Origin of the sequence: Kitasatospora sp. NPDC058063 (assembly GCF_042885395.1) — a bacterium.
Lineage (GTDB): Bacteria > Actinomycetota > Actinomycetes > Streptomycetales > Streptomycetaceae > Kitasatospora > Kitasatospora lactacystinica.
Window position 1 is genome coordinate 155,417 of record NZ_JBHVSD010000013.1, and the last position, 22,166, is coordinate 177,582.

General features: G+C 75.8%; 2 protein-coding genes. Both read left to right on the forward strand.

Annotated elements, in window-relative coordinates; genetic code table 11:
• Positions 1-26 precede the first annotated feature (26 nt).
• The gene (locus ACFVUY_RS23510) at positions 27-11,840 is read left to right on the forward strand and encodes an SDR family NAD(P)-dependent oxidoreductase (protein ID WP_387732820.1); all 11,814 of its coding nucleotides are present in this window, start codon (positions 27-29) and stop codon (positions 11,838-11,840) included.
• 94 nt (positions 11,841-11,934) lie between these two features.
• The gene (locus tag ACFVUY_RS23515) at positions 11,935-22,158 is read left to right on the forward strand and encodes a type I polyketide synthase (protein ID WP_387732823.1); all 10,224 of its coding nucleotides are present in this window, start codon (positions 11,935-11,937) and stop codon (positions 22,156-22,158) included.
• Positions 22,159-22,166: the final 8 nt, after the last annotated feature.

Here is a 22,166-nt window from a genome sequence, read left to right on the forward strand (position 1 = left end):
CACCCGAACCAGGACGGCGGCTCCCGATGGTGAACGACGACAAGCTGAGGGACTACCTCAAGCGCGTGACGGCGGACCTGCACCACACCCGCCGGCGCCTGACCGAGGCCGAGGAAGCGGGCCGCGAACCGATCGCGGTCGTCGCGATGAGCTGCCGCTACCCCGGCGGCGTACGGTCCCCCGAGGACCTGTGGCGCCTGGTCACCGACGGCACCGACGCCATCACCGGCTTCCCCGGCGACCGGGGCTGGGACCTGGACCACCTGGACGACCCGGACCAGCTGCGCGAGGGCACCAGCCACACCGCCCTGGGCGGCTTCCTCGACGACGTCGGGCACTTCGACCCCGGATTCTTCGGGATCTCCCCGCGCGAAGCGCTCGCGATGGACCCGCAGCAGCGGCTCCTCCTGGAGACCACCTGGGAGGCGTTCGAACGGGCCGGCATCGACCCCGCGACCCTGCGGGGCAGCAGGACCGGCGTCTTCGCCGGCGTGATGTACCAGGACTACGCGGTACGGCTGCGCCAGGTCCCCGACGATGTGGCCGGCTACATCGGCAACGGCAGCTCCGACAGCGTCGCCTCGGGCCGCGTCGCCTACACCTTCGGCCTGGAGGGCCCGGCGGTCAGCATCGACACCGCCTGCTCCTCCTCGCTGGTCGCCATCCACCTCGCCGCCCAGGCCCTGCGGGCCGGCGACTGCACCCTGGCCCTGGCCGGGGGCGCGATGGTCATGTCGACACCCGTCCCGTTCGTGGAGATGAGCCGCCAGGGCGGCCTGGCCCGGGACGGCCGCTGCAAGTCCTTCGCCGCCGCCGCCGACGGCACCGGCTGGGGCGAGGGCGTCGGCATGCTCCTGCTGGAGCGCCTCTCCGACGCCCGGCGAAACGGCCACCCGGTCCTCGCCCTGATCCGCGGCACCGCCGTCAACCAGGACGGCGCCAGCAGCAGGCTCACCGCCCCCAACGGCCCCGCCCAGCAGCGCGTCATCCGCCACGCCCTGGCCAACGCCGGCCTCACCCCCGCCGACGTGGACGTGGTCGAGGCGCACGGCACCGGCACCCCGCTGGGCGACCCGATCGAGGCCCAGGCCCTGCTGGCCACCTACGGGCAGAACCGCGCCGACGGGCAGCCGCTGCTGCTCGGCTCGCTGAAGTCCAACATCGGGCACACCCAGGCGGCGGCCGGCGTCGGCGGCGTCATCAAGACCGTCCTCGCCATGCGGCACGGCACCGTCCCGCCCACCCTGCACGCGCAGGACCCGTCCCCGCGGATCGACTGGACCGCGGGCGCGGTACGCCTGGTCACCGCGAACACCCCCTGGCCCGAGACCGGACGGCCCCGCCGGGCCGCGGTGTCCTCCTTCGGCGTCAGCGGCACCAACGGACACGTCGTCCTGGAACAGGCGGACGAACCCGTCCTGGAACAGGCCGACGAACCCGCCGCCCCCGCCGTCCTCCCCTGGGTGCTCTCCGGACGCACCGCCGAAGCGCTGCGCGCCCAGGCCGCACGGCTCCGCGACCACCTCGACGCCCACCCCGGCCCCGGCCCGGCCGAGGTCGGCCACGCCCTCGCGACGACCCGCGCCGCGCACGAGCACCGGGCGGTCCTGATCGGCGCCCACCCCGACGAGTTCCGGGCCGGCCTCGACGCCCTGGCGGACGGCCGCACCGTCCCCGGCCTGGTCCTCGGCACCGCCGGAACCGGCGGCGAAGTCGCCCTGGTGTTCCCCGGACAGGGCTCCCAATGGGCCGGCATGGCCGTCGAACTCCTCGACTCCGCCCCCGCCTTCGCCGCCCGCGTCGCGGACTGCGAACGCGCCCTGACCCCCTTCGTCGACTGGTCCCTGGAAGCCGTCCTGCGCGGCGCCCCCGGCACCCCGCCGGCCGACCGCGTCGACGTGGTGCAGCCGGCGCTGTGGGCCGTCATGGTCTCCCTGGCCGAACTGTGGCGCTCCCACGGCATCACCCCCGGCGCGGTCGTCGGCCACTCCCAGGGCGAGATCGCCGCCGCCGTGGTGGCGGGAGCGCTGAGCCTGGAGGACGGGGCGAAGGTCGTCGCCCTGCGCAGCCGCGCCATCCGGGCGCTGTCCGGCCGCGGCGGCATGGCCTCGGTGGCCCTGCCCGCCGAACAGGTCGCCGAACACCTCGCCCCCTGGGACGGCCGGCTCTCCGTCGCCGCCGTCAACGGACCCGCCTCCACCGTGGTCTCCGGCGACACCGACGCGCTCGACGCGTTCCTCGACCGGACGGCGGCCCTGGACATCCGCAGCCGGCGCATCCCCGTCGACTACGCCTCGCACAGCGCCCACGTCGAGGACATCCGCACCGAACTGCTCGCCCGGCTCGACGGACTGACCCCCCGTCGGTCCACCGTCCCCTTCTACTCCACTCTCACCGGCGGCCTGCTGGAGGACACCACCGCCCTGGACGCCGACTACTGGTACCGCAACCTCCGCGGGACCGTCCGCTTCGAACAGGCGACCCGCGCCCTGCTCGCCGACGGCTACCAGGTCCTCCTGGAGAGCAGCCCGCACCCCGTCCTCACCGTCGGAGTCCTGGAGACCGCCGAGGACGCCGGCGCCGACGCCACCGCCGTGGGCACCCTGCGCCGCGACGACGGCGGCCCGCGCCGGTTCACCGAGTCCCTGGCCGAACTCCACCTGCGCGGAGTCTCCCCGGACTGGGACACCGTCTTCGCCGACCGCCGCCCCGGACGGGTGGAACTGCCCACCTACGCCTTCCAGCGCGACCCGTACTGGCTGGAGGACGGCGCCGCGCCCGACGCCGACGTCACCTCCGCCGGACTGACCCCCGCGGACCATCCGCTGCTGGGCGCCGTCGTGGTCCTCGCCGACAGCGACGGCCTGCTCCTCACCGGCCGCCTGTCGGCCCGCACCCACCCGTGGCTCGCCGACCACGCCGTCGGCGGCCGGGCACTGCTCCCGGGCACCGCCTTCCTGGAACTCGCGCTCCAGGCCGGAGCCCGCGTCGGCTGCCCCCGGGTCGAGGAATTCACCCTTGAGGCGCCCCTGGTGCTGCCCGAACACGGCGGCACCGTGCTGCGCCTCACCGTGGGCGCCCCCGACTCCCTGGGCCGCCGCCCGCTCAGCCTGCACTCCCGGCCGGACGCACCCGCCGACGGCGACCTCGACGGCGCCCTCGACGAGGAGTGGACCAGGCACGCCGAAGGCGTCCTGGCCCAGGACGGCGCGGAAAGCGCCGAGGCCGACGGGCCGATGCCCTGGCCGCCGCCCGGCGCCGAAACCCTCGCCCTCGACGGACTGTACGACCGCTTCGCGGCCGGCGGATTCGCCTACGGTCCCGCCTTCCAGGGCCTGCGCGCGGCCTGGCGGCGCGGCGACGAGCTGTTCGCGGAGGCCGTCGTGCCCGCCGGGCCCGCACCCGACGCCGCCCGCTTCGGCCTGCACCCGGCCCTGCTGGACGCGGCCCTGCACGCCACCGGCGTGCCCGGCACCCCCGGTGCGGACGCCCACCCCGAGGGAAGGCTGCCGTTCTCCTGGAACGGCGTGACCCTGCACGCCGCCGGCGCCGACGCGATCCGCGTCCGGCTCGCCCCGGCCGGACCCGACACGGTGACGCTCGCCGTCGCCGACGCGACCGGCGCCCCCGTGGCGACCGTGGACGCGCTGGTCCTGCGGCCCGCGGGCACCGCCGGCCCCGGCACCGACCGCACCCCCCACGGCCGCCGCCACCAGGACCTCTACGCGACGGAGTGGGTCACCGCACCCCCGCGCGGCAGCGGCGCACCCGTCCACCGCACCGCGGACCTGGCCACGCTGCTGGCCGCCGTCGACGCCGGAGCCCCGGTGCCCGAGACGGTCCTGCTCGCCTGCGCGGAGCCCGCGGAGCCCGTGGAGCCCGCGGATGCGGCCGGAGCGGCCGCGGCGGTCCGCGCGGCCGTCCACCAGGCCCTGGCCGACGTCCGGACCTGGCTCGCCGACGACCGCTTCGCCGGCTCGCGCCTGGTGTTCGCCACCCGGGGCGCGGTCAGCACCGGGGAGGGGGAGGACGTCCGCAACCCCGCGCACAGCGCGCTCTGGGGCCTGGTCCGCTCGGCCGGGTCCGAACACCCCGGGCGCTTCGCCCTGCTCGACCTCGACGCCGACGACGAGCACGGCACCTCCGCGGGCGTCGCCGCGGCCCTCGCCTCGGGAGAACCGCAGTCCGCGGTCCGCGGCGACGACGTCCGCACACCCCGCCTGGTCCGAGTCCTCAGGAACGACCCGGACCTCCCGGACGACGCGGCAGGGCGCCTCCCGGCCTTCGACCCGGACGGCACGGTCCTCATCACCGGCGGCACCGGCCTGCTCGGCTCCCACGTCGCCCGCCGCCTGGTCACCGGGCACGGCGTCCGGCACCTGCTGCTGCTCTCCCGCAGCGGCCCGGCCGCCGCCGGAGCCGAAGAACTGCGGGCCGAACTCGCCGCGCTGGGAGCCGAGACCGCCGTCGTCGCCTGCGACGCCGCCGACCGGACCGCCCTGGCCGCCGTACTCGCGGACCTGCCGGCCGCGCACCCGCTGACCGCCGTGGTCCACACCGCGGGCACCCTCGACGACGGCGTCGTCACCGCACTCACCCCCGAACGGGTGGACGCCGTGCTGCGCCCCAAGGTCGACGCCGCCCTCCACCTGCACGAACTGACCCGCGACCTCGACCTCACGCACTTCGTGCTCTTCTCCTCGGCCGCGGGCACCTTCGGCGGCCCCGGACAGGCCAACTACGCCGCCGCCAACGCCTTCCTCGACGCCCTGGCCACCCGGCGCCGGGCGGCAGGGCTGGCCGGCCAGTCCCTGGCCTGGACCCTGTGGGAGCAGCCCAGCGCCCTCACCGGACACCTCGACGAGGACGACGTACGACGCCTCGCCCGGTCCGGGATGCCGCCGCTCTCCACCGAGCGAGGACTCGCGCTCCTCGACACCGCCCTCACCGTGGACCGGGCCGCCCTGGTCCCGATGCGCCTCGACGCTGCGGCCCTGCGGTCCGCGGCGGCGGACGGCACCCTGCCGCCGCTGCTGCGCGGCCTGGTGCGCACACCGCCGCGCCGGGCGGCCACGGCCGCGGAGGCGACGGCCGACGACAACGCCCTGCGCCTGCGCCTCGCGACCCTCGACGGCACCGGACGGACCCGGCTGCTCGTCGAACTCGTCCGCACCCACGCGGCAGCGGTCCTCGGCCACGCCTCCCCGGACACCCTCGACCCCGGACGGGCCTTCCGCGAACTGGGATTCGACTCACTGGCCTCGGTGAACCTGCGCAACCGCCTGAACGCCGCCACCGGCCTGCGGCTCCCCGCCAGCCTGGTGTTCGACCACCCGACCCCGGCGGCGCTCGCGGACTTCCTGCGCGCCGGGCTCACGGACCCGGAGACGGCCACCGCCGTCCTGCCCGCCGTACCCGCGGGGCCGGCCGACCGGAACCGGGACGCGGACGACGACCGGATCGCGATCGTCGCCGCGGCCTGCCGCCTCCCCGGCGGCGTCCGCTCACCCGAGGACCTGTGGCGGATGCTGTCCGAGGGCCGCGACGGCGTCTCCGGGTTCCCCACCGACCGCGGCTGGGACGTCGAAGCCCTCTACGACCCCGATCCCGACCGCATCGGCACCTCCATCACCCGCGACGGCGGCTTCCTGTACGACGCCGCCGAGTTCGACGCGGAGTTCTTCGGCATCTCGCCGCGCGAGGCCCTGGCCATGGACCCGCAGCAGCGGCTGCTGCTGGAGACCACCTGGGAACTCTTCGAGCGCGCGGCCATCGACCCGGCCGCCCTGCGCGGCGCCCCCGTCGGCACGTACGTCGGCCTGATGCAGCAGGACTACGCAGCCCGGCTGCTGCCCTACATCCCCGAGGACGTCGAAGGATTCCTCGGCACCGGCAACTCGGGCAGCATCGTCTCCGGACGCCTGGCCTACTTCTTCGGCCTGGAAGGCCCCGCGGTCACCGTCGACACGGCGTGCTCGTCCTCGCTGGTGGCCCTGCACCTCGCGGTACGGGCGCTGAGGTCCGGCGAGTGCTCGCTGGCCCTGGCCGGCGGCGTCAACGTGATGTGCAGCCCCGAACTGTTCGTCGAGTTCAGCCGACAGGGCGGACTCGCCCCGGACGGCCGCTGCAAGTCCTTCGCCGCGGCGGCCGACGGGACCGCCTTCGGCGAGGGCGTCGGCATGCTGCTGGTGGAGCGGCTGTCGGACGCGCGGCGCAACGGGCATCCGGTGCTGGCGGTGGTGCGGGGTTCGGCGGTGAATCAGGACGGTGCGAGCAACGGTCTGACGGCGCCGAACGGTCCGTCGCAGCAGCGGGTGATCCGGGCGGCGCTCGCGGACGCGGGGCTGCCGGCGTCCGCGGTGGACGTGGTGGAGGCACACGGTACGGGGACGCGGCTGGGCGACCCGATCGAGGCGCAGGCCCTGCTGGCGACGTACGGGCAGGACCGTCCGGCGGACCGTCCGGTGTGGATCGGCTCGCTGAAGTCCAACATCGGACACGCCTCGGCTGCCGCCGGTGTGGCGGGGGTCATCAAGTCGGTGCTCGCCCTGCGGCACGGCGTGATGCCCAGGACGCTGCACGTGGACGGGCCCACGCCCGAGGTGGACTGGTCGGCGGGAGCCGGCCGACTGCTGACGGAGGCCCGTACGTGGGACGACACGGGCCGCCCGCGGCGGGCCGGCGTGTCCTCCTTCGGCGTCAGCGGCACCAACGCCCACGTCGTCCTCGAACAGGCCCCGGACGACCCGACGGCTTCCGCGGACACGCTCGTCGACCAGCCCGGGACACCGGAGACCGCACCCGCCGCCGTCCCCCTGCTCCTCTCGGCGCGCACTCCGGAGGCGCTGCGCGCCCAGGCCGCCGCGCTGTCGGCCCGGATCGGCGACGGTTCGGGCGTCCGCGCCGCGGACGTGGCCTTCTCCCTGGCCACGGGCCGCAGCGCGCTGGCACACCGTGCGGTGCTGGTGGGCACGGAGGAGAACCTCGCCGAGCACCTGACCGCGCTGTCGCAGGGTGCTGCGGTGTCCGGCGGCGGGTTGGTTTCCGGTCGTTCGGTGCTGGTGTTCCCGGGTCAGGGTTCGCAGTGGGTGGGGATGGCTGCGGAGCTGTTGGCCGAATCTGAGGTGTTCGCGGGGCGGATGGCGGAGTGCGAGCGGGCTCTGGCGCCTTATGCGGATTGGTCGTTGGGGGAGGCGCTGGGTTCGGAGGCGCTGCTGGCGCGGGTGGACGTGGTGCAGCCGGTGCTGTGGGCGGTGATGGTGTCGCTGGCGGAGGTGTGGCGCTCGTTCGGGGTCGTCCCGGACGCGGTGGTGGGCCACTCTCAGGGCGAGATCGCCGCGGCCGTGGTGGCGGGTGGTCTGAGCATCGACGACGGGGCGCGGGTGGTGGCGTTGCGTTCCCGTGCGGTGGGTGCGCTGGCGGGCCGTGGCGGGATGGCGTCGGTTCCCCTGCCGGTGGAGGCGGTGCGGGAGCGGATCACGGGCCGGTTGTCGGTGGCGGCGGTGAACGGTCCGTCATCGACGGTGGTGTCGGGTGACGCGGACGCGGTGGCGGCACTGGTGGAGGCCTTGGTCGGGGAGGGGGTGCGGGCGCGGTTGATCGAGGTCGACTACGCGTCGCACTCCGCGCACGTGGAGGAGGTCCGTGAGCAGCTGCTCTCCGATCTCGACGGGATCACCCCGGTCTCGGGTTCTGTGCCGTTCTTCTCGACGGTGACGGGCGGCTGGTTGGACACGGAGGTCCTGGACGCCGAGTACTGGTACCGCAACCTGCGGGAGACGGTGGAGTTCGGGCGGGCCACGGCGGCGTTGTTGGGGGAGGGTTTCCGGTTCTTCGTCGAGTCCAGTCCGCATGCGGTGCTGGGTGTGGCGGTGGGGGAGTCGGTGGAGGCCGCGGGTGTGGATGCGGTGGTGCTGGGGACCTTGCGCCGGGGGGAGGGCGGTCCGGCGCAGGTGTTGCGTGCGGTGGGTCGTGCGTGGGAGTGCGGGCTGGGGGTGGACTGGTCGGGTGCGTTCCCGGGGGCGCGGCGGGTCGACCTGCCGACGTACGCCTTCCAGCGCAGCCGCTACTGGCTCGACGTCCCGACCACGAGCTGGGACGTCGCCTCGGCGGGTCTCGCCACGACCGGGCACCCGCTGCTCGGTGCGGTGGCGCAGGTCGCGGACTCCGACGAGCTGCTGCTCAGCGGCCGGATCTCGCTGCGTACCCACCCCTGGCTCGCCGATCACGCGGTGTCGGGCGTCGTCCTCCTCCCCGGCACGGCCTTCCTCGAACTCGCGCTGCGCGCCGGAGCCGAGGCGGACTGCCCGGTGGTCGAGGAACTCACCCTCGGATCGGCCCTCGTGCTCCCGGACGAGGGTGCCGTTCACCTGCAGCTCCGAGTCGCCGCGCCCGACGGCGACGGTCGGCGGAGGCTCAGCGTGTTCGCCCGCACGACCCGGGACGCCGACGCGCCCTGGACGGAGCACGCCACCGGCACCCTGGTGCCCGGGCCCGCCGGGGATCCGGTCGGAGCTTCGGCCGGCCTGCTGAGCTGGCCGCCGTCCGGTGCCGAACCCGTGGACACCGGCGACCTCTACGAGCGCTTCGCCGAGGCCGGCTACCACTACGGCCCCGCCTTCCGCGGCATCCGTGCCGCGTGGCTCCGCGACGGCGAGGTGTTCGCCGAGGTGGTGCTGCCGGAGCCGCAGCACGCCGACGCCGCCGGGTGCGTGCTGCACCCCGCGCTGCTGGACGCGGCCCTCCAGATCGCCGCACTGCTGCCCGACCAGGACGGCGGGGCCCGGTTGCCCTTCAGCTGGAACGGTGTGACCGGCGGGATCACCGGCGCCACCACGCTGCGGGTGCGGCTCGCCGCCGGCGCGCCGGACTCCGTGACCCTGCACGCCCACGACCTGTCGGGACGGCAGGTGCTCGGCGTGGAGGGCCTGCTGCTGCGGCCCCCGGCCGCGGGCGGGCCGCTCTCCGCGAACGCCCACGCCGACCTGCTGTACCGCCTCGACTGGACCCCGGCCGCCGACCCGGCCGACAGTGCCGTGCCCACCTGGGCCGCCCTCGGCGGTGCCGTCCCCGGCGCGGCGACGTTGCCGGACCTCGACGCCCTGGGAGCCGCGCTCGAAGCGGGCGCCGCCCTCCCCGAGGTGATCGTGGCGGCCGTCGCCACCGCCGACCTGCCCGACCCCGCCGACCGGGTCCGCGTCACCGCGCACCGGGGCCTGGCCCTGGTACAGCAGTGGCTGGCCGACGAGCGGTTCGCCGAGGCCAGGCTGGCCCTGCTCACCAAGGACGCGGTCCGTACCGGACCGCTCGACCGTCCCGTCGATCCCGCCCAGGCCGCCCTGTGGGGCCTGGTGCGCAGCGCGCGGGCCGAGCACCCCGGGCGCTTCGTCCTCGTCGACGCGGCCGGGACGGGCGAGCCGGCGGACGCCCTGCCTGCGGCGCTCGCCACCGGGGAACCCGAGCTGGCGTTGCGGACCGGCCCGCCGCTGCTGCCGCGGCTGGTCCGCGGCGGACGGCCGGACGGCACGCTGTCCCTGCCGGACGGCGCGGCCTGGCGGCTCACCGCCGACGGCCGGGGCTCCGTGGAGGACATCGCGGCGGAGCCCGCGCCTGCGGCCCTCGCCCCGCTGGGCAAGGGCGAGGTGCGGATCGCGGTGCGCGCCGCCGGGCTGAACTTCCACGACGTCATCGCCGCGCTCGGCCTGGACCCCGACCCCGAACAGCAGGGCCTGGGCAGCGAGGGCGCCGGAACCGTCATCGAGGTCGGCCCGGGTGTCGACGACCTGGTGCCCGGGGACCGGGTGATGGGGATCTTCGGGGGCGCGTTCGGCCCGACCGCCGTCGCCGACCGCCGCACCGTCGCCCGGATACCGGCGGGCTGGTCCTTCGCCCGCGCCGCATCCGTGCCGGTGGTGTTCCTCACCGCCTACTACGGTCTGTTCGATCTCGGCGGACTGCGGCGCGGCGAATCGGTGCTGGTCCACGCCGCGGCCGGCGGTGTCGGCATGGCGGCGGTACAGCTCGCCCGGCACGCCGGTGCGCGGGTGTTCGCGACCGCCTCCCCCGCCAAGTGGGACGTCCTGAAGGCCGGCGGACTGGACACCGAGCACATCGCCTCGACCCGTACCACCGACTTCGCCGAGAAGTTCCTGACGGCCACCGGCGGGCGGGGCGTCGACGTCGTACTCGACAGCCTGGCGCGGGAGTTCGTCGATGCCGGTCTGCGGCTGCTGCCGAACGGCGGCCGGTTCGTGGAGATGGGCAAGACCGACGTCCGCGACCCCGGGACGGTCGCCCGGCAGCACCCCGGGGTGCGCTACCGGGCGTTCGACCTGATGGAGGCCGGTCCGGAGCGGATCGGCGAGATGCTCGCCGACGTCCTGGACCTGTTCGAGCAGGGGGTGCTGCGTCCCCTGCCCGTCACCGGCTGGGACGTCCGGCAGGCACCGGCCGCCCTGCGCTCGCTCAGCCAGGCCCGGGGCGTCGGCAAGAACGTCCTGCTGCTGCCCGCTGCGCCGGACCCCGAAGGGACCGTCCTGGTCACCGGGGCCACCGGCACCCTGGGACGGCTCCTTGCCCGGCACCTGGTCGTCGCGCACGGAACCCGGCACCTGCTGCTGGCGGGCCGCCGGGGCGGATCCGCCGACGGGATGCCGGAGCTGGTGCGGGAACTGACCGGGCTCGGGGCCTCGGTGACCGTCGCCGCCTGCGACGTCGCCGACCGCGCCGCGCTCACCGCCCTGCTCGGGTCGGTGCCTGCCGCGCACCCGCTGACCGCCGTCGTCCACGCGGCCGGTGTCCTGGACGACGCCACGATCGCCGGGCTGACGCCGGACCGGCTCGACCGCGTCCTGCGGCCCAAGGCGGACGCGGCGCTGGCCCTGCACGAACTCACCCGGGACCTCGACCTCGCGGCGCTGGTCCTGTTCTCCTCGGGCGCCGCCCAGTTCGGCGCGGCCGGGCAGGCGAACTACGCCGCCGCCAACGCGGTCCTCGACGCCCTCGCCGCCGAACGCCGGGCCGAGGGGTTGCCCGGCCTGTCCATCGGCTGGGGCCTGTGGGAGGAGCGCAGCGGGATGACCGCCGCGGTCACCGCGGGTCGGGGCGCCGGGGCGGGCGCGCTGACCTCGGCGGAGGGCCTCGCCCTGTTCGACGCGGCGCTGGACTCCCCGTACGCCTACCGGCTCGCGGCCAGGATCGCCCCGTCCGTGCTGCGGGCGGACGACCGGCTGCCCGCCGTGCTCCGCGGGCTGGCCCGCCCCGCCCGTACGGCCGCCGCCTCCGCCGCGGCACCGGCCCGTTCGATGGCGCAGCAGCTTGCCGAGCTGCCCGAGGCCGAGCTGCACCGGACCCTGCTCGACCTGGTGCGCGGCAACGCGGCGGCGGTGCTCGGCCACAGTTCGCCGAACCTGATCCGCCCGGCCCGCCCGTTCAAGGAGGTCGGCTTCGACTCCCTCACCGGGGTCGAACTGCGCAACCGGCTGGTGTCCTCGACCGGGCTGCGGCTGCCGGCCGCGCTGGTCTTCGACCACCCCACCCCGGAGGCACTGGCACGCCACCTCGCCGAGCGGGTCACCGCCGCCCGCCCGACCGGCGACGCGGCGGTCCGGGCCGGGCTCGACACCCTGGAGACCCTGCTCGACGCCCTGCCGCCGGACGGCGTCAGCGACGAACTCGCCGCCCGGATAAGGGAAGTGCTGTCCCGCCCGCTGCCCGGCGGGACACCGGCCGCCGCCGCCCGCCCCACGGGCGATGTGGACGACCTGGCCCCCGAGCTGATCGAGGCGGCCAGCGACGACGAGATGTTCGACTACATCGACCGGCAGCTGGGATCCGCATGACCAGGGCACCGTTCCGCGCACCCTGCGCACCCTGCGCGTCCCGCGCAGTCCGAGACGAGACCCGAGCGGCCCGAGACGAAAGCAGCGGTGTCCAGTGAGCGACCAGAGGATGCGCGACTACCTCAACCGGGTGACCATCGACCTTCGGGACACCCGGCAGCGGCTCCGGGAGGCCGAGGCCCGCACGAGCGAGCCGATCGCGATCGTGGCGATGAGCTGCCGCTTCCCCGGCGGTGTCCGCACCCCCGAGGACCTGTGGGAACTGCTCGCCGAAGGCCGCGACACCGTCGCGCCCGTCCCCGGCGACCGGGGCTGGGAGACCGCCTGGCCGTCCGGCGGCACCGTCCCCGGGCGGGGGGCGTTCCTGGACGGCGCGGCGGACTTCGACCCGGAGTTCTTCGGCATCTCGCCCCGCGAGGCGGTCGCGATGGACCCGCAGCAGCGGCTGCTGCTTATGGCGTCCTGGGAGGCCGTCGAGCAGGCCGGCATCGACCCGTTCTCCCTGCGGGGCAGCCGCACCGGGGTGTACGCCGCGGCCATCGACCAGGGGTACGCGACGCTGGGCTCCGGTGCCGCCGAAGCCGTCCAGGGGTTCCTGATGACGGGGAACTCGATGAGCGTGATGTCCGGGCGGGTTTCCTACGCGCTCGGCCTCGAAGGCCCCGCCGTCACCGTGGACACCGCCTGTTCGGCTTCGCTGGTGGCGCTGCACCTCGCGGCGCGCGCCCTGCGGGCCGGGGAGTGCTCGCTCGCCCTCGCCGGCGGGGTCAGCGTGATGGCGCTGCCGGCGGTGTTCGTCGAGTTCAGCCGGCAGGGCGCGATGTCCGCCGACGGCCGCTGCAAGCCGTTCGCGGCGGCCGCGGACGGCACCGGCTGGGGCGAGGGCGTGGGGATGCTGCTGCTGGAGCGGCTGTCGGACGCGCGCCGCAACGGCCACCCGGTGCTGGCCGTGCTGCGCGGTTCGGCGATCAACCAGGACGGTGCCAGCAACGGCCTGACCGCCCCCAACGGCCCCTCCCAGCAGCGGGTGATCCGGGCGGCGCTCGCGGACGCGGGGCTGACGGCGTCCGAGGTGGACGCGGTGGAGGCGCACGGCACCGGCACCACCCTCGGCGACCCGATCGAGGCCGACGCGCTGCTGGCCACCTACGGCCAGGACCGGCCCGCCGGGCGTCCGCTGTGGCTGGGGTCGCTGAAGTCCAACATCGGGCACACCCAGGCCGCCGCCGGGGTCGCCGGGGTCATCAAGACGGTGCTCGCGCTGCGGCACGGCGTCCTGCCCCGCACCCTGCACGTGGACGCGCCCACCCCGCACGCCGACTGGTCCTCGGGCGCCGTCGAACTCCTCACCGAGGCCCGCGAGTGGCCCGCCGTCGACCGGCCGCGCCGGGCCGGGGTGTCCTCGTTCGGCATGAGCGGCACCAATGCGCACGTCGTCCTCGAACAGGCACCGGAGCCGGAACCGGCCGACGGACCGGAAGCGGCGACCGACGGCCCGGACACCGCAGCCGGGGCGGGTGCGCCCGGGGCCGTGCTGCCCTGGGTGCTGTCCGGCCGCACCGCGTCGGCGCTCGGGGACCAGGCGGCCCGGCTGCGCGCCCGGCTGGCCACGGACGCGCCCGCACGGGCGGCCGACATCGGGTTCTCGCTGGCGACCACCCGGTCCGCCTTCGAACACCGGGCCGTGGTGATCGGCGACGGGTGCCCCGCACTGCTGGACGGCCTCGCCGCCCTGTCCGGGCCGGGCACGGACCTCTCCACCGCCCCGGCCCCGGCTCCCGCCCCGGCCACGCCCGCCGACGTCGTCGCGGGCACCGGCCGGGCCGTCCAGGGCCCGACGGCCCTGGTGTTCCCCGGCCAGGGCTCCCAGTGGGCCGGCATGGCACAGGACCTGCTCGCCACCAGCCCCGCCTTCCGGGACCGCCTCGCCGCCTGCGACGCCGCCCTCTCCGCCCATGTCGACTGGCGGCTCCCCGCCGTCCTGGAGGGCGCGCCCGGGGCACCCTCCCTGGAACGGGTGGACGTGGTGCAGCCGGTGCTGTGGGCGGTGATGGTGTCACTGGCCGCGCACTGGGAGTCCTGGGGCGTCCGGCCCGACGCCGTGGTCGGGCACAGCCAGGGCGAGATCGCCGCCGCCGTGGTGGCGGGAGCGCTGAGCCTGGAGGACGGGGCGAAGGTCGTCGCCCTGCGCAGCCGGGCCATCCGGGCGCTGGCCGGACTCGGCGGCATGGTCGCGGTGTCCCTGCCCGAGGACCGGGTCCGCGCCGAGATCGCCCCCTGGGCCGAGAAGCTGTCGGTGGCCGCCGTCAACGGGCCCGCCGCCGTGGTGGTCTCGGGCGAGACCCGGGCCCTGGCCGAACTGCTCGCCCACTGCGCCGCACAGGGCGTACGGGCCCGGTCCGTACCCGTGGACTACGCCTCGCACTCGGCCCAGGTCGAAGGGATCAGGTCCGAGGTGCTGGCCGCGCTGGCCGGCGTACGCCCGCTCCCGGCCCGGATCCCGCTGTTCTCCACCGTCACCGGCGACCGGCTCGACACCACGGTCATGGACGCCGACTACTGGTACCGCAACCTCCGCGGGACCGTCCGCTTCGATGCCGCCGTCCGCTCCCTGATCGAACAGGGCCACGAGGTCTTCGTCGAGGTGTCGCCGCACCCGGTGCTGACCATGGCCCTCCAGGACACCGCCGAGGCCACCGGCGCCGAGGAGCCGCCCGTGGTCGTCGGCACCCTGCGCCGCGACGACGGCGGACTGCGCCGGGCCCTGCGCTCGGCCGCCGAACTGTGGGTGGCCGGCGCGGCCGTCGACTGGTCCGCGGTGTACGCCGGCACCGGCGCCCGCCCGACCGCCCTGCCCGGATACCCCTTCCAGCTGCGGCACTACTGGCTGGAGCCGGAGGCGGCGCCCGGCACCGGACCGGCCGCCGCCGACCCGCACGACACGGCCTTCTGGCACATGGTCGACCACGACGCCCCGGCCGAGATCGCCGCCCACCTCGCCGTCGACGAGGACGCCCTCGCCCCCGTCCTGCCCGCCCTGCGAGGCTGGCGCAAACAGCGGCGCGACGAGAGCGTCATCGACTCCTGGCGCTACCGCATCGGCTGGCAGCCCCTGCCCGACCCGCCGGCCGCCACCCCCGCCGCCGGCACCTGGCTCGTCGTCCTGCCCGCCGGACACGACGACGCACGGGTACGCGGCCCGCTCCTCGCCCTCACCGAAGCGGGCGCCACCGTCGTCACGGCCGAACTCACCGCCGACGCCGTCCGCCGCACGGACCTCGCGGACACGCTCGCCACCGCCCTCGGCGACCGCGTCCCGACGGGCGTGCTGTCGCTGCTGGCCGCCGAGGACCGGCCCCACCCCGACCACCCGGCCCTGCCCACCGGGACGGCACTCACCGTCGCCCTGGTGCAGGCCCTGGGCGACCTCGCCCTCACCGCACCCCTGTGGTGCGCCACCGCCGGGGCCGTGTCCACGGGCCCGGACGACCCGGTCACCGACCCCCGCCAGGCACTGGTCTGGGGCACCGGACTGGTGGCCGCGCTGGAACTGTCCGCCCGCTGGGGCGGACTCATCGACCTGCCGCCGGACCTCGACGCCCGCGCCAGGACCCGCCTCGCCGCCGTCCTGACGGCCCCCGGCACCGGCCCGGACGGCCCCGGCCGCGAGGACCAGCTCGCCCTGCGCCCCACCGGCCTGCTGGCCCGCCGCCTCCGGCGCGCCCCCCGGGACGACAGCCGTACGAAGCACTGGAAGCCCCGCGGCACCGTCCTGCTGACCGGCGGCACCGGAGCCGTCGGCCCGCACCTCGCCCGCTGGCTGGCCCGCAGCGGCGCCACCCACCTCGTCCTGCCCGGCCGCCGCGGCCCCCAGGCACCCGGCGCGGCCGAACTCGCCGCGGAACTGGCCGCCCTCGGCGTACGACTGACCCTGCCCGTCTGCGACCTGGCGGACCGTCAGGCCGTGGCGGAACTGCTCACCGGCCTGGACACGGCGGGCGACCCGGTCACCGCGGTCGTCCACGCGGCCGCGTTCGTCGCGCTCGCCCCCCTGGACGGCACACCGATGTCCGCGTTCGAACAGATCGTCGCCGCCAAGGCCGCCGGCGCCGAACACCTCGACGCCCTGCTGGACCGCGAACTCGACGCCTTCGTCCTGTTCTCCTCGATCGCCGGAGTCTGGGGCAGCGGCGACCACGGCGCCTACGCCGCGGCCAACGCCTACCTCGACGCCCTGGCCCAGCACCGCCGGGCCCGCGGCCTCACCGCCACCACCGTCGACTGGGGCATCTGGCAGGCCGAGAACCCCTTCCAGGACCGCATCGCCGGAGCGGACGCCGACCTGTTCAACCTGGAGCAGCACGGCCTGCCCCGGATCGCCCCCGACCTCGCGGTCCACGCCCTGCAACAGGCACTCGACGACGACGAGACCGTACTCGCCGTCGCCGACGTCGACTGGGAGCAGTTCGCCGCCGTCTTCACCTCCACCCGCCGCAGCCCGCTGCTCACCGGCATCCCCGAAGCGCGCCGCGCCCTGGAAGCCGCGACCGGCGACACGGAGGCACCCGCCGCCGCGCTGCTGCGCCAACGGCTCGCCGCCCTCGCCGAATCCGAACAGCACCGCCTGCTGCTCGACCTGGTCCGCACCCACGCGGCAGCCGTCCTCGGCCATCCCTCGGTGGACGCGATCCGGCCCGGCAGGGCCTTCCAGGACATGGGCTTCGCCTCCCTCACCGCGGTCGAACTCCGCAACCGGCTCAACACCGCCACCGGACTGCGGCTGCCGTCCACGCTGATCTTCGACCACCCGTCGTCCACCGCGCTCGCCCGGGAGATCCGCGCCGAACTGCTCGGCCGGCAGGCCACCGACCCGGACCCGGCCGCCCCGGACGCCGCCGCGCACCCGCCCGCGCCCGACGACGAGCCGATCGCGATCGTGTCCATGGCCTGCCGCTTCCCCGGCGGCATCGGCACCCCCGAAGACCTGTGGCGCCTGCTCGCCGACGGCGGCGATGCCGTCTCGGACTTCCCCACCGACCGCGGCTGGGACATCGAAGCCCTCTACGACCCCGACCCCGACCGCCCCGGCACCTCGACCACCCGGCGGGGCGGCTTCCTGCACGACGCCGCCGAGTTCGACGCGGAGTTCTTCGGCATCTCGCCGCGCGAAGCCCTGGCCATGGACCCCCAGCAGCGGCTGCTCCTGGAAACCACCTGGGAGGCGATCGAACGCGCCGCCATCGACCCGGCCGCCCTGCGCGGCAGCCGCACCGGAGTGTTCACCGGCGTCAACTACGCCGACTACGCGGCCGTCGTCGCCCAGTCGGAGGAAGGAGAGGGCCACCTGCTCACCGGCAGCGCACCCAGCGTCGTATCCGGCCGGGTCGCCTACACCCTGGGCCTCGAAGGCCCCGCCGTGACCATCGACACGGCCTGCTCCTCCTCACTCGTCGCCATGCACTACGCCGGCCGGGCCCTGCGCGGCGGCGACTGCTCCCTCGCCCTGGTCGGCGGCGTCGCCCTGATGGCGACCCCCGGCGCCCTGATCAGCTTCTCCCGGCAACGGGGACTCGCCGAGGACGGCCGCTGCAAGGCCTTCTCGGACGACGCGGACGGCATGGGCATGGGCGAAGGCGTCGGCGTCCTGCTGCTGGAGCGGCTGTCGGACGCCCGCCGCAACGGACACCCGGTACTGGCGGTGGTACGCGGCTCCGCCGTCAACCAGGACGGCGCCAGCAACGGACTCTCCGCCCCCAACGGTCCGTCGCAGCAGCGGGTGATCCGGGCGGCGCTGGCGGACGCGGGCCTGTCGGCCTCCGAGGTGGACGTGGTGGAGGCGCACGGCACCGGCACCACCCTCGGCGACCCGATCGAGGCGCAGGCCCTGCTGGCCACCTACGGCCAGGACCGGCCCGCCGAACGGCCCCTGCTGGTCGGCTCCCTCAAGTCCAACCTCGGCCACGCCCAGGCGGCATCGGGTGTGGCGGGGGTCATCAAGACGGTGCTGTCCATGCAGCACGGGCAGGTGCCCCGCACCCTGCACGTCAGCAGGCCCTCCGGCCACGTCGACTGGACGCGCGGAGCGCTGGCCCTCGCGACCGAGCAGCAGCCCTGGCCGTCCCACGGCCGCCCCTTCCGGGCCGGAGTGTCCTCCTTCGGCCTGAGCGGCACCAACGTCCACACCATCCTCGAACACACCCCCCTGGAGGACGACGGCCCGCCGGCCGAGCGCACTCCCCTGCCGGCGGTGCCCTGGCTGCTGTCGGCGAAGAGCCCGCAGGCACTGCGCCTCCAGGCCGACCGGCTGCGCCGCCACCTGGATGGCAACCCCGGGGTCGACCCGCGCGACACCGGATCCGCCCTGCACGCGCGCACCGCCTTCGAGTACCGGAAGGCACTGGTCGGGGACCGGGACCAACTCCACACCCTGCTGGGCCGGATGGCCGACGACGATTCGGGAGCGTGGGACGGCGGTCGCCCGGTCGACGGTCGTTCGGTGCTGGTGTTCCCGGGTCAGGGTTCGCAGTGGGTGGGGATGGCCGCGGAGCTGCTGGCCGGATCGGCTGTGTTCGCGGAACGGATGGCGGAGTGCGAGCGGGCTCTGGCGCCTTATGCGGACTGGTCGTTGGGGGAGGCGCTGGGTTCGGAGGCGCTGTTGGCGCGGGTCGATGTGGTGCAGCCGGTGCTGTGGGCGGTGATGGTGTCGCTGGCGGAGGTGTGGCGCGCGTTCGGCGTCGTTCCGGACGCGGTGGTGGGCCACTCGCAGGGCGAGATCGCCGCGGCGGTGGTGGCGGGTGGCCTGAGCATCGACGACGGAGCGCGGGTGGTCGCGCTGCGTTCCCGTGCGGTGGGTGCGCTGGCGGGCCGTGGCGGGATGGCGTCGGTTCCCCTGCCGGTGGAGGCGGTGCGGGAGCGGATCGCGGGCCGGTTGTCGGTGGCGGCGGTGAACGGTCCGTCGTCGACGGTGGTGTCGGGTGACGCGGACGCGGTGGCCGCGCTGGTGGAAGAGCTCGTGGGGGAGGGGGTGCGGGCGCGTCTGATCGAGGTCGACTACGCGTCGCACTCCGCGCACGTCGAGGAGGTCCGCGAGCAGCTGCTCTCCGATCTCGACGGGATCGCCCCTCTCGCGGGTTCTGTGCCGTTCTTCTCGACGGTGACGGGCGGCTGGCTGGACACGGAGGTCCTGGACGCCGAGTACTGGTACCGCAACCTGCGGGAGACCGTCGAGTTCGAGCAGGCCACCGAGATGCTGCTGGGGGAGGGCTTCCGGTTCTTCGTCGAGTCCAGTCCGCATGCGGTGCTGGGTGTGGCGGTGGGGGAGTCGGCGGAGGCCGCGGGTGTGGAGGCCGTGGTGCTGGGGACCTTGCGTCGCGGGGAGGGCGGTCCGGCGCAGGTGTTGCGTGCGGTGGGTCGTGCGTGGGAGTGCGGGCTGGGCGTGGACTTCTCGGGTGCGTTCCCGGGCGCGCGGCGGGTCGAGCTGCCGACGTACGCCTTCCAGCGCAGCCGCTACTGGCCCGAGCCGGCGCCCACCGCGGCGGCCGATGTGGGCGCGGCCGGGCTCGATCCGGCCGACCACCCCGTCCTCGGAGCGGCCGTCGAACTGGCCGACACGGGTGAACTGCTGCTCACGGGCCGGATCTCGCTGCGTACCCACCCCTGGCTCGCCGACCATGCGGTGGCCGGTACGGTCCTGCTGCCCGGCGCGGCCTTCGCGGAACTCGCGGTACGCGCCGCGGACGAGGCCGGCTGCCACACGGTGGAGGAACTGACGCTCCAGTCACCGCTGTTGATACCCGCCGACACCGCCGTCCGCCTGCAGGTCCGGGTCGGCGCCACGGACGCGCACGGCAGCCGCTCACTGGACCTGTTCTCCTGCCGCGAGGACGCGGCGACCCCGCACTGGACCGCGCACGCGACCGGCAGGCTCACCGCCGACGCCACGACCCGCGAGCCGTCGTCCTCGGCCGTACCGGACGACGCCGGCTCCTGGCCCCCGCCCGGCGCCGTCCCGATCCCCGTCGACGACCTGTACGAGCGGTTCCGTGCCTCCGGTTACGGCTACGGACCCGCCTTCCGCGGGCTCACCGCTGCCTGGCGCCGGGGTGACGAGATCTTCACCGAGGTACGTCTGCCCGAGGACCAGCACCGGTCCGCCTCCGCCTTCGGCGTGCACCCCGCCCTCCTGGACGCCGCCCTCCAGGGGCTGTTCCTGCGGGCTCGGCCGGACACCGAATCGGGCGCGGACCGGCCGTCCGCCGGACTGCCGTTCTCCTGGAGCGGAGTCGGGCTGCACGCCTCCGGAGCCACGGCGCTCAGGGTACGGCTCGGCTTCCGGCCGGACGGATCGGTGTCGATCGACGCGACCGACCCGAACGGCCTCCCGGTCGCGTCGGTCGAGGCGCTCGCCGTCCGCCCGATCGACCTCGACACCCTCCGCCCGGGCGGCGGCCCGGAATCCCTCTACCGGGTGCGATGGTCGGCGGTGCCCGCCACCGCACCCGCCGACCCCCTCGGACACTGGGCTGTCCTCGGCGGCCGGGAACTCTTCCCGGACAGCCATCCGGACCTGGCCGCGCTCGGTGCCGCGCTGGACGGGGGAGCGCCGTCGCCCGCCGCCGTGCTGGCCTGGTGCGACCACACCCCGGACCTTTCGTCCCCGCCCGACGCCGCATCCGTGCACACCGCACTGGAAGACGCCCTGCGGCTCGTCCAGGACTGGCTGGCCGACCCGCGGTGGGACGACGGCACCCGGCTCGTGCTCGTCACCCGGGGCGCGGTCTCCACGACAGCCGGCGAGGAGGTCACCGACCTCACCGGCGCCGCGGTCCGCGGCCTCGTCCGCTCCGCCCAGTCCGAGCACCCGGACCGCTTCCTGCTGATCGACACCGACGACCCGGCCGCCGTGGCCGGCCTGCTGCCCCGGGCACTGGCCGGAACGGAACCCCAACTGGCGATACGCGGCGGAGAGCTCCTCGCCGCCCGCCTCACCAGGGCCACCGTCGCCACGGACCCGAATCCGGGCCCGGACGCGCTCTCGGGCTCGGACCCGGACACACCGTCCGGTATCGCCGCGGCCGGGGGAACCGTCCTCGTCACCGGGGCCGGCGGCGCGCTCGGCGGCCTGGTGGCACAGCACCTCGTGACCGCGCACGGCGTACGGAACCTGCTGCTCGTCGGCAGGCGCGGCACGGACGCCCCGGGCCTGGCCGACCTCGCCGCCGAACTGCGCGGCCTCGGCGCCCGGGTGGACGTGGAGGCCTGTGACGTCGCCGACCGGGACGCGCTCGCCGCGCTGCTCGCCGGCATCCCCGCCGACCGCCCGCTGAGCGCGGTCGTCCACGCGGCCGGCGTCCTGGACGACGGGACGATCGAGTCGCTGACCCCCGGGCGGATGCGCCACGTCCTGCGGCCCAAGGTCGACGCGGCCCTCAACCTGCACAACCTCACCCGTGACCTGCCGCTGTCGGCCTTCGTCCTGTTCTCCTCCGCGTCCGCCACGGTCGGCAACGCCGGGCAGGGCAACTACGCGGCCGCCAACGCCTTCCTCGACGCGCTCGCCCAGCACCGCCGTGCCCTGAAACTGCCCGCCCAGTCGCTCGCCTGGGGCCTGTGGGCGCGCCGCAGCACCATGACCGGCACGCTCACCGCCGCCGACCTGCGGCGGATGTCCCGGGGAGGCACCGCGGCCATCGGCAGCGAAGAGGGCCTGGCCCTGTTCGACGCGGCACTCACCCTGGACGAACCGCTGCTCGTCCCGGTCAAGATCGACCTCGGCCGGCTCCGGACGGCAGCCCGGACCGGACCCGTCCCGGCCCTGCTCGCCGCCCTGGTCCCCGGTACCGCACGCCGCCCCGCCTCCGGGGCGGACGCCGCCGAAGCGGACTCGCTGCGCCGCCGGCTGGCCGGCCTCACCCCGGAGGAACGCGTCGCCACCCTGCTCGACCTGGTACGGAGCCGGGTCGCCGACATCCTCGGCCACGGCGGACCCGAGGCCGTCGACCCGGACCAGGCGTTCAAGGACCTCGGCTTCGACTCGCTCACCTCCGTCGAACTCCGCAACCGGCTCGGCGCCGCCACCGGCCGCCGGCTGCCCGCCACCCTGGTCTTCGACCACCCCACCCCGGCCGCCGTCGCCGCCCACCTCACCGGGCGCCTGGTACCCGACGGGCCGGGCGACCCCGCCGGCACCGGGAAGGCCGCCGGGGCGCACCTCGCCGACCGGCCGGAGACACCGGACACGCCGGCTCCCGCCGCCGACATCAACGCCATGGCCGTCGACGAACTCGTCCGGATGGCCCTGGGCGGCGAACGTGACTGACCGACAGC